This window comes from Rhizobacter sp. P2_H2 (genome assembly GCF_056403375.1).
In genome coordinates, this window is the sequence record NZ_JBFUFP010000102.1 from 1 (window position 1) to 9,919 (window position 9,919).

11 protein-coding genes and 1 pseudogene are annotated in these 9,919 nt (G+C 72.0%); 8 read left to right on the forward strand and 4 right to left on the reverse strand.

Translation table 11 applies throughout. The features are described 5' to 3' along the window. The 8 genes and pseudogenes from AC1D15_RS08870 to AC1D15_RS08905 form a co-directional block, all read left to right on the forward strand. Nucleotides 1-378, forward strand: a pseudogene (locus AC1D15_RS08870) (hypothetical protein); the annotation flags it as partial. Next, nucleotides 375-1,772, forward strand: coding sequence for a S8 family serine peptidase (locus AC1D15_RS08875; RefSeq protein WP_477825694.1), 1,398 nt, complete (start codon nucleotides 375-377; stop codon nucleotides 1,770-1,772). The pseudogene AC1D15_RS08870 and the gene AC1D15_RS08875, both read left to right, overlap by 4 nt. Beyond that, complete coding sequence (locus tag AC1D15_RS08880) at nucleotides 1,769-2,164, forward strand: hypothetical protein (RefSeq protein ID WP_047509764.1); 396 nt, start codon at nucleotides 1,769-1,771, stop codon at nucleotides 2,162-2,164. Before AC1D15_RS08875 ends, AC1D15_RS08880 begins: the two co-directional genes overlap by 4 nt. Continuing rightward, a complete protein-coding gene (locus AC1D15_RS08885; protein ID WP_477825695.1) occupies nucleotides 2,161-2,664 on the forward strand; it encodes a TlpA family protein disulfide reductase in 504 nt (167 codons plus the stop codon). Before AC1D15_RS08880 ends, AC1D15_RS08885 begins: the two co-directional genes overlap by 4 nt. A 28-nt stretch (nucleotides 2,665-2,692) precedes the next feature. Continuing rightward, nucleotides 2,693-2,917, forward strand: coding sequence for a DUF4266 domain-containing protein (locus AC1D15_RS08890; RefSeq protein ID WP_047509768.1), 225 nt, complete (start codon nucleotides 2,693-2,695; stop codon nucleotides 2,915-2,917). After that, on the forward strand, nucleotides 2,904-4,040 hold the full coding sequence (locus AC1D15_RS08895; protein ID WP_477825696.1) for a DUF3570 domain-containing protein: 1,137 nt from the start codon (nucleotides 2,904-2,906) through the stop codon (nucleotides 4,038-4,040). Before AC1D15_RS08890 ends, AC1D15_RS08895 begins: the two co-directional genes overlap by 14 nt. A 12-nt stretch (nucleotides 4,041-4,052) precedes the next feature. Continuing rightward, a complete protein-coding gene (dsbD, locus tag AC1D15_RS08900; protein WP_477825697.1) occupies nucleotides 4,053-5,882 on the forward strand; it encodes a protein-disulfide reductase DsbD in 1,830 nt (609 codons plus the stop codon). Nucleotides 5,883-5,950: 68 nt separating this feature from the next. Beyond that, nucleotides 5,951-6,163, forward strand: coding sequence for a hypothetical protein (locus tag AC1D15_RS08905; protein ID WP_047509774.1), 213 nt, complete (start codon nucleotides 5,951-5,953; stop codon nucleotides 6,161-6,163). A 21-nt stretch (nucleotides 6,164-6,184) separates the two neighbouring features. Here the strand turns inward: AC1D15_RS08905 and AC1D15_RS08910 are convergent, their stop codons facing one another. From AC1D15_RS08910 to AC1D15_RS08925, 4 genes are all read right to left on the reverse strand, one after another. Then, complete coding sequence (locus tag AC1D15_RS08910) at nucleotides 6,185-6,481, reverse strand: hypothetical protein (RefSeq protein WP_477825698.1); 297 nt, start codon at nucleotides 6,479-6,481, stop codon at nucleotides 6,185-6,187. 11 nt (nucleotides 6,482-6,492) lie between these two features. Continuing rightward, entirely contained in the window at nucleotides 6,493-7,638 is a 1,146-nt protein-coding gene (locus AC1D15_RS08915; RefSeq protein ID WP_477825699.1) for an ABC transporter substrate-binding protein, read from the reverse strand. Nucleotides 7,639-7,657: 19 nt separating this feature from the next. Beyond that, on the reverse strand, nucleotides 7,658-8,791 hold the full coding sequence (locus AC1D15_RS08920; protein WP_477825700.1) for an ABC transporter substrate-binding protein: 1,134 nt from the start codon (nucleotides 8,789-8,791) through the stop codon (nucleotides 7,658-7,660). 123 nt (nucleotides 8,792-8,914) lie between these two features. Then, the coding region (locus tag AC1D15_RS08925) for a type II secretion system protein GspD (protein ID WP_477825701.1) at nucleotides 8,915-9,919 on the reverse strand (1,005 nt) is incomplete at its 5' end.

Consider the following 9,919-nt stretch of genomic DNA (forward strand, 5'->3'; position numbering starts at 1 on the left):
CGCCGCGGCGGCGGGCCGCTGGTGCCGTGGCTGGCCGCGGCCGTCGTCGTCGAGGCCATCGGGCTGTCGGTGCTGGGCGCCGGTTTGCTGTGGCGCGATGCATCGCCGGCGGCCTACCAGACGCTGTCGGCCACGGCCGGCGAGCCGGCCGGCGTCGCGCTGCGCATCGTGCCGGCGCCGAGTCTGCGGGCCGACGAGCTGCAGGCGCTGCTGCGCGGGCTCGAGCTGCAGATCGTCAACGGCCCGAACGCGGCGGGCGCCTACGGCCTCGCGCTGCAGGCGCGCGATGCGGGTGCGGAACAGGTGGCAGCGAAGGTGGCCGCGCTGAGGGCGGCGCCCGGCATGCGCCTGGTCGAGCCGGTCGGCGGCCCGCGATGATCCGTGCGCTGGCCGCGGCACTCGCGTGCTGCGCGATGCTGCTGGCCGGGTGCGCCGCGCCGCCGGCCGCGCTGCCGCGCGATGCGGCCGACGCCGCGTTGCTGCGCGAGCATCCGCAGCGCCTGATCGTCGTCGCGGTCGCGAACCCGCGCGAGCGCATCGTGCCGCAGGCCGGCTCGACGCTGGCCACCTACAACGCGAGCCAGCGCTACGGCGCCGGCAGCGAGGCCCGCGCGGTGCTGGAGGCGATCGAGCGCGAGCACGGGCTGCGCGAACTCGCCGCCTGGCCGATCAGCGCACTGCGCGTGCACTGCGTGGTGCTGGAGATCGCGCCCGGCGCCGAGCGCGACCAGGTGCTGGCCGCGCTGGCGCGCGATCCACGCGTCGAGTTGGCGCAGCCGTTGCAGGATTTCGACACGCTGAGCCTGCCGGACGCGGCGCACGCACCGGCCGGCGCGGCCTACAACGATCCGTACGTCGACCTGCAAAGCGGCTTCGTCGAGCTCGATGCCGTCGATGCGCACCAGCGTGCGCGCGGGCAGGGCGTGCGCATCGCGCTGATCGACACCGGCGTCGACACCACCCACCCCGACCTGCAGGGCCGCATCGCGGCGACGCGCGACTTCGTCGACGGCAGCGCGGCGCGCTTCGACGCCGACCGCCACGGCACCGAAGTGGCCGGCGTGATCGCCGCGGTCGCGAACAACCGGCAAGGCATCGTCGGCATCGCGCCGCAGGCCATGCTGTCGGTCTACAAGGCGTGCTGGCAGCGCGTGGCAGCCGACGGCGGCGGGGCCCGCTGCAACTCGTTCACGCTGGCGCAGGCGCTGGGCGCGAGCATCGACGACGGGGCCCGCATCATCAACCTGAGCCTGGGCGGGCCCGACGACCCGCTGCTCACGCGGCTGGTGACCCATGCGCTGGGCCGCGGCCGCATCGTGATCGGCGCGATGCCGCCGGACGGCCGGCCGCACGGCTTCCCGACCGGCATCGCCGGCGTGATCGCGGTCGACAGCAGCCGCCCCGGCCCGGCGGCGCCGGGCGCACCCGACGCGGTGCTGCGCGCGCCCGGCCGCGACATCCTGACGCTCGAACCCGGCGGCCGCTACGACTACAGCTCCGGCTCGTCGCTCGCGGCCGCGCATGCGAGCGCGGTCGCCGCGCTGCTGCTGGAGGCCGCGCCGTCGCAGGACGCGGCTGCGGTGCGCACCGCGCTCGAACGCAGCCGCAGCGGCGCTTCGATCAATGCCTGCGAAGCGCTTGCAACTCTTTTCGCTCCCACCCGCACACACCGACAGGAGCAGGACGGTCGCGGACCGTGTGCTTCCCGCCGCGGGCCGACGGGCCTGCCTGTCGAACCGGTCGATGAACGACCACGAGGAGCGATGCAATGACGATGACACGCAAGGGATTCCTGGGAGCTGCCGCCGGCAGCACGGTGATGCTGTTCCTGCAGGCCTGCGGAGGCGGCGGCAGCGACTACAGCGGCAGCCCGGCGCCCGCTCCGGGGCCGGCTCCCGCCCCGGCGCCCGGTCCGGCCCCGCAGAGCTGCGGCTCGTCCGGCGGTGCGATCGCCGGCAACCATGGCCACGTGCTGGTCATCGCGGCCGCCGACCTCGATTCGACCACCGACAAGACCTACAACATCACGGGCACCGCGTCGCACGCCCACAGCGTGACCTTCACGCCGGCACAGCTGCAGTCGCTGAAGGCCGGGCAGGCGGTGACCGTGACCTCGACGATCGGCGCCCAGCACGACCACGAAGTCACGGCCAGCTGCGTATGAGCTGGCAGCGCACGATGGCCGCCGCGCTGCTTGCGGCGGGTGGGATGGGTGCGCTGCCTGCGCTCGCGGTCGAGGTCGGCCAGCCGGCGCCTGACGTCGAGCTGCCGGCCGCGGTGGCCGCCGCGCCGAAGTTGTCGGCGCTGAAGGGCAAGCTCGTCTACGTCGACTTCTGGGCGTCGTGGTGCGGGCCGTGCCGGCAGTCGTTCCCGTGGATGAACGAGATGCAGGCGAAGTACGGCGCGAAGGGGCTGCAGATCGTCGCGATCAACCTCGATGCGAAGCGGGCCGATGCCGATGCGTTCCTCGCGCAGCTGCCCGCGCGCTTCGGCCTCGCGTTCGATGCGGCCGGCGCGTCGGCGAAGCGCTTCGGCGTGAAGGGCATGCCGACCTCGGTGCTGATCGGCCGCAACGGCGAGGTGCTGGCGGTGCACCAGGGCTTCCGCGACGACGAGCGGCAGGCGCTGGAGGCCAAGCTCGCTGCGGCGCTCGCGACCCCGTAGTTCCCTCTTTTCAATTCAAGGATCTTCGATGCGACCGATGCTTCGGGCAGCCGGCTGCCTGTGCCTGGCCGTGCTCGGCGGCTGTGCCGCCTGGGCGCCGCCGCAGCCGTGGGAAAAGGGCCAGCTCGCGCGGCCCGAGATGACGATGGCCGGCGATGCGCTCGGCGAGCGCTATGCGCAGCACATCTACGCCAGCAAGGAGGCGGCCTCCGGCGGCTACGGCGTGGGAGGGGGCGGCTGTGGCTGCAACTGACGCACGCGGTGCCCTGGTGCTGGCTGCGCTGGCCTTGCCCGGCGTGTGGGCCGCAAGTGCGCAGGCGCAGGGCGCGCCGGAGCACGGCCTGGTCGCGCTGAAGCACCTGCACTACGAAGATTCGCAGCCCGGCCTGCACCGCATCACCGTCGACTCGCCGTCGTTCTACCTGCTGGCGCCGCTCGGCCCGCGCTGGTCGGTGGAGGGCACGGCGGTGCTGGATTCGCTGTCGGGCGCGACGCCGCGCTGGCAGAGCGCGGTCTCGAGCGCCTCGACGATGCACGAGACGCGCCGCGCCGGCGACGTGCGGGTCACGCACTACCTCGACCGCGCGTCGTATTCGATCGGCGCGAGCGTCTCGCGCGAGCACGACTACGACTCCGATGCGCTGTCGTTCAATGGCAGCTGGGCCAGCGACGACAACAACACGACCTGGCATGCCGGCATCGGCGCCAACCGCGACCGCATCCACCCGACCGACGGCGGCAACGCCGGCATCGACAGCCGCAGGCGCAGCGGCACCGACGTGATCCTCGGCGTCACGCAGGCGGTGTCGGCGGTCGACCTGGTGCAGATCGATGTGAGCCACAGCCTGGGCCATGGCTACTTCGACGACCCGTACAAGGACCTCGACGTGCGCCCCGACCGGCGGCGCCAGGCCACGCTGCTGGCGCGCTGGAACCACCACGTCGCCGACCTCGGCGCGACGCTGCGCAGCAGCTGGCGCGCCTACCGCGACAGCTACGGCGTGCGGGCCCACACGCTGCAGGCCGAGTGGGTGCAGCCGCTCGGCGGGCAGTTCGCGCTGACGCCGCTGCTGCGCTATCACACGCAGGGGGCGGCTGATTTCTACGCCAGGGCGCAGGTCGATGCGAATGGTGCGCCGCTGTTCCCGGCACTGTCGCCGGGGCAGCTGAACTCGGGCGACCAGCGGCTGTCGGCGTTCGGCGCGTTCACGCTGGGGCTGAAGGCCGAGTACAAGCTCGACGCGCTGTGGACGGTCGACGCGAAGGTCGAGGCCTACGAACAGCGTGGCAGCTGGCGTGCTGGCGGCGAAGGGTCGCCGAACCTGGAGCCGTTCCGCGCGCGGTCGGTGCAGCTCGGCGTGAGCCGGCAGTTTTGACGGAGGCCGTTGATGAAGACCTTGTTGATCAGAGCGCTGCTGCTGGTGGCGGCTTGGCTGCCGCTGCAGGCCTTCGCGGCCGATGACTTCCTCGACCCGGAGGCCGCGTTCCGCTTGAGCGTGCAGGCGCAGGACGCGCAGCATGTCGCGATGCACTTCGCGATCGCGCCGGGCTACTACCTGTACCGCGAGCGCCTGGGCGTGCAGGCCGCGCCGGCCACGGCGGCCGGCGCGGCCGTGGCGATCCCGCGCGGCAAGACCAAGTTCGACCCGACCTTCCAGAAGGAGGTCGAGATCTTCCACGACGAGCTCACGATGGTGTTGCCCATCGCCGCCGATGCGCCGCCGTTCCGCCTCACCGTGGGCCACCAGGGCTGTGCCGAGAAAGGCCTGTGCTACCCGCCGGCTTCGCACGCGTTCGACCTGAAGCCGGGTGCCGGCGGATGGACCGTGGCAGCAGTGGCCGATGCGGACAGCACGGCTGCGCCTGCCGCGTCGACGGCTCCTGCTGCCGCACCCGCCACGGCCACCCCCGCCGCGCCGGAGACAGGCCGCTTCGCGAGCGCGCTGCAATCGCGCAGCCTGCTGACGGTGGCCGGCGTGTTCCTGCTGGCCGGTGTGCTGCTGTCGTTCACGCCCTGCGTGCTGCCGATGCTGCCGATCCTGTCGTCGATCATCGTCGGGCAGCGCGGCACGGTCTCGCGCTGGCGCGGCTTCTCGCTGGCGCTCGCGTACTCGCTCGGCATGGCGCTGATCTACACCGCGTTCGGCATGACGGCCGGCCTGCTCGGCGAAGGGCTGGCCGCCGCGCTGCAGAACGCCTGGGTGCTGGGTGCCTTCGCGTTGCTGCTGGCCGGGCTGTCGCTGTCGATGTTCGGCGTCTACGAGCTGCAGCTGCCGAACGCGCTGCAGAGCAAGCTGAGCGAGGTGTCGGGCCGGCTGCAGGGCGGGCAATACCTCGGCGTGTTCGTGATGGGCGGCCTGTCGGCGCTGATCGTCGGGCCCTGCGTCGCGGCGCCGCTGGCCGGTGCGCTGGTCTACATCAGCCGCACGCACGACGTGTGGCTGGGCGGCATCGCGCTGTTCGCGCTCGCGTCGGGCATGAGCGTGCCGCTGCTGCTGGTCGGTGTGTCGGCCGGCTCGCTGCTGCCGCGCGCCGGCGGGTGGATGGACCGCGTGAAGCACTTCTTCGGCGTGATGCTGCTGGCGGTGGCGCTGTGGATGGTGTCGCCGGTGCTGCCGTCGTGGGGGCTGATGCTCGGCGCCGCGGCACTGCTGCTGGCGAGCGCGGTGTACCTCGGCGCGTTCGAGGGCGGTGCGGCATCGCCGGGGCGCGCGGCGACGCGCGGCGTCGGCCTGCTGCTGGCGGTGCTCGCGGTGCTGCAATTGGCCGGCATCGCGTCCGGCGGGCGCGACCTGCTGCAGCCCTTGCAGCACCTCGCCGGGTCGGGCCAGGCCAGCGGCACGCGCGAGGCCGCGCTGCCGTTCCAGCCGGTGGCCGACCTGGCGGCGCTCGATGCCGCGGTGCGCACGTCGACGAAGCCGGTGATGGTCGACCTGTATGCCGACTGGTGCGTCGCCTGCAAGGAGTTCGAGTCGCTGACCTTCACCGACGCCGCGGTGCGCGAGCGGCTGGCCGGCATGACGTTGCTGCGTGTCGACGTGACGGCCAACAACGCGCAGGACAAGGCCCTGATGCGCAAGTACGGCCTGTTCGGGCCGCCGGCGCTGCTGTTCTTCCCGCCCGGCGGCGAGGAGCGCAGCGAGGCGCGGGTGGTGGGTTTCCTGGATGCGGCGAGCTTCCGTGAGCACCTCGGCGAACACCTCGACCCGCGGCGCTGATTTCGCACTGCTGCACACCGGTTCGCCGGTGATGCCGGCTCCTTTCATGTGCTCAACAAAATGAACACATGAACACATATCAAGCCGCACCGAATGCCGCGCCAGCCCACGCCGCCATCACGCTGCGTGACCTGCGCGAACCTCACCCCACCGACATGCGCTCGTGGCGCAGCGCGTCGATGACCGTCACCGAGCGACCGGGCAGCACCTGCCACTTCGTCGTGCTGCCCGACGGACGCCTGTTCAGGATGCCGGCGCTGCCGCCGGCGCGGGTGAACTGAGGTGCGGCTCTCCGCCTGAACTCACGCCACGGCGAAGTACAGCGTCCGCTCCGACAGCGGGCCGCCGGCCGCCGTGCCGACCGTCAGGCTCACCTGCTGCACCCACGCTCCGCGCGGCCCGTGCGGTGCCGCGACGCGGCGGCTGCGCACGAACACCGCGCGGCCGTCGATTGCGCCGCTCCACTCGCCCAGCGTCTGCGCCGAAGCCGGATGCGCCCGCAAGGCCTTCAGGCGGAAGCGCTCGACGAAGGCGCGCAGGTCCGGCTCTGAGCGGATGGCGTCGAACTCCGGCGGGGTCGCCCACCCAGCGTCCAGCATGCGCGGGCGCGTCAGTGCAGGAAGCGGCCGTCCGAGCCGAGCATCGTCATCTCCACCATGTGGCCGCCGTTGTGGGTCTCGGGGCTGAACGTCACGTGGTAGCCGCCCGCGTCCCAGTCGTGCATCGTTTCCAGCGTGCTGATCAGCTTGGCGCGCGTCAGTGCGTGCCCGGCGCGGCGCAGGGCCTCGGTCATCGTCTTCGCGGCGATGAAGCCCTCCATCGAATGGAAGCTGCGCGTCGGCACGCCGGCCTTGCGCATCGCCTGCGCATACTCGCGCTGGATCGGGCTCGCCTCCGCCCACGGGAACGGCACCACTTCCGAGACCTGCAGGCCGGCGCCGGCGCTGCCCAGCTCGTCGGCCAGCGACTTGCCGCCGACGTACGACAGGCTGACGAACTGGCCCTTGAAGCCGCCCTTGCGCATCTCCCGGATCAGCGCCGCGCACGAGGCGTAGGAGCTGACCAGCACCACCGCATCGGGGTGCGCCGCCAGCAGGGCCTTCGCGGGCGCCGCCACGTCGGTGCTGTCGCGCGCGATGGTCGCCATGGTGCCCATCGCGAGCTTGCGCTTCCTGCCGGCCTGGGCCACCGCTTCCATGCCGGCGGTGCCGAAGGCATCGCTCTGGTGGAACACCGCGATGTGCGTCAGGTTGGTGACGCTCAGCTGCTCGACGATGTGCTCGGCCTCCTCGGCATAGCCGGCGCGCAGGTTGAAGACGTAGCGGTTGAACGGCTCGCGCAGCGCGGCGGCGCCCGAGGCCGGCGCGAACAGCGGCACCTGCGCGGCGGTGAGCACCGGCAGCGCCGCCAGCGTGGTCGAGGTGCCGATGTAGCCGAACAGCGCGAGCACGCCATCCTTATCGATCAGGTCGTGCGTGTTCTGCGCGGTGCGCGCCGGGTCGTAGGCGTCGTCCTTGGTGCGCAGCTCGATCTTGCGACCGTTCACGCCGCCGGCTTCGTTGACGGACTGGAAGTAGGTGCGCGCGCCGAGGTTGAACTCGGTGGCCACCTGCGACGACGGTCCGCTGAACGGCGCCGACTGGCCGAGCAGGACGGTGTTGCCCACCAGGTCCTGCTCGGCGGCCTGGCTGCCCAGGCCGAACGAGGAGGCGATGGCGAACAGGGCGAGGTGTCGGCGGATGTGTACTGCTTGCATGATCGGAAGGGGCTGTCGGTTACTGGACGATGCGGCCGTTGATGCCGAAGATGCCGAAGTTCACGTAGTGCGAGCCGCCGCGCCCGCGCGTGCTGAAGTCCAGCACGTAGCCGCCCAGGTCGAGCGGGGGCGAGCTGCGCAAGGTCGCGGTGACGGCCTCGGGCGTGATGCGCGGCGTCTTCTCCAGCGACGTGACGAGCGCCTTCGCGGCGATGAAGCCTTCCATCGAGCGGGCCGACAGGTCCGGGCTGGGCGTCGCGGCCTGCAGGGCCAGGTACTCGCGCACGATCGACAGGCTCGGCTGCGACGTCTGCGGCAGCACGATCGAGAAGGCGTAGCCGCGGGCGCGTTGCGTGCCCAGCGCTTTCAGCAGCGCATCGGTGTCGATGATCGACATGCCGTACAGCAGCGCGTGGCCGCCGGCGACCTCGTAGCGGCGCGTGAACTCGATGGCGGCCGCGGTGGTGGCGCCCAGCACGACCACCTCGGGCGCGGCCGTGATCATCTGGTCGACTGCGCTGCCCACCTCGATCGTGTTGCGCGGGTAGCCGGCACGCGCGACCAGCGTCATGCCGAAGCGGCCTGCGGCCGCCTGCGCGCCGGCCAGCACGTCCTTGCCCAGGCCGTCGTCCTGGTAGACCAGGCCGACGCGGCGGATGCCCAGGTGCGACAGCTGGCCCAGCAGCCGGTTCACCTCGTCGTGGTAGCTCGCCTTGACGACCAGCATGCCGTCGGCGCTCGCCACCGAGGCGGCGCCGGAGATCGCGCCGACCATGCCGACGTGCGTGCGCACCAGCACGCCGTCGGCCGCCAGCGCCTCGAGGTTGGTGGTGCCGATGGTGCCCAGCAGGGCGACCGGCGACTCCTTCTCGATCAGCTCCTTGACGAGGCGGACCGTCTGGTCGGGCTTCTGCGCGTCATCGCGCGTCACGAAGCGGATGCGCTGGCCCTTGATGCCGCCGCGCGCATTCACCGCATCGAACCAGAGCAGCGCCCCGGCGTGCACGGCCTTGCCGGTGACGGCCTGCGGGCCGCTGAACGGCGCCACCTGGCCGACGACGATGTCGGCCAGGGCCGCTTGCGACAGCAGCAGCGCGGCCAGGCCGGCGGCGCGCATCAGCAGGGATGCCGGGGGGCGATGGGAAGACTGCATCGGGGGGAACCTCGGGCTGGGTGCAAACGAGCCGCGAATGTAGGGAACCCCTGCCCGGTCCGCATGACCGCGCGTCGACCACGCCCTGACCGGCGAATGTGGGCGGCGCAAGCGTGACCGAGGTCACGGCTGCGCGGCCGGCAGCACCGGGAGATCGTCCTGCGGCAACACCTGGCGCACGTCCTGCGGCAGCTCGCGCTGGCGCGCGCGGATGTAGTCGTAGCGGTCCAGCGACGTCGCGTCCAGCGCCGCTTCGTCGGCCATCACGTGCGGGCGCAGGAACACCACCAGGTTGGTCTTGCGGCGCGTGCGGTTCAGGTAGCGGAACAGGCCGCCCAGCAGCGGGATGTCGCCGAGGAACGGGATCTTGCCGGCATCGCTCTCGTAGGCGTCCTCGATCAGGCCGCCCAGCACGACGATCCTGCCGTCGTTCACCATCACGGTGGATTCGATCGAGCGCTTGTTGGTGGCCGGCCCGGCGTTGCTGGTGCCCGGCGTCGCCGTCGAACTCACCGACGACGACTCCTGGAAGATCGTCATGCGGATGCTGCCGTTCTGGCCGATCTGCGGGCGGATGCGCAAGGTGATGCCCACGTCCTTGCGCTCGACCGTCTGGAACGGGCTCGCGCTGCTGCCGGTCGTGTAGCTGCCGGTGACGAAGGGGACGTTCTGTCCGACCACGATCTTCGCCTCCTCGTTGTCGAGCGTGACGACGTTGGCGGTCGACAGGATGTTGGTGCCCGACATCGACTCGAGCGCCGACGCCACGTTGCCCAGCGTCAGCGTGCTCAGGCTGCTCTGGCTGATGCTGAAGATCTGCTTCCATTGCAGCCCGATGTCGAGCGCCTTGGCCGCGTCGACCTCGACCACCAGCGATTCGACGTAGAGCTGGGCGCGCCGGGTGTCGAGCAGTTCCACCACCGCGCGCAGCTCGCGGAACAGCGGCTCGGGGGCGGTGATGATCAGCGCATTGGCGGCCGGGTCGGCCTGGATGTAGCCGCCGGTCGACGGCTGCGCGGCGGCGCTGACCGGCGCGGTGGACTGGGCCGATGCCGACGAGCTGCCGCCGTTGCCACCGCTTCCGGCGGGGCTGGCCGCGGCCGCCTGCGCCATGATCGGTGCCGCGCC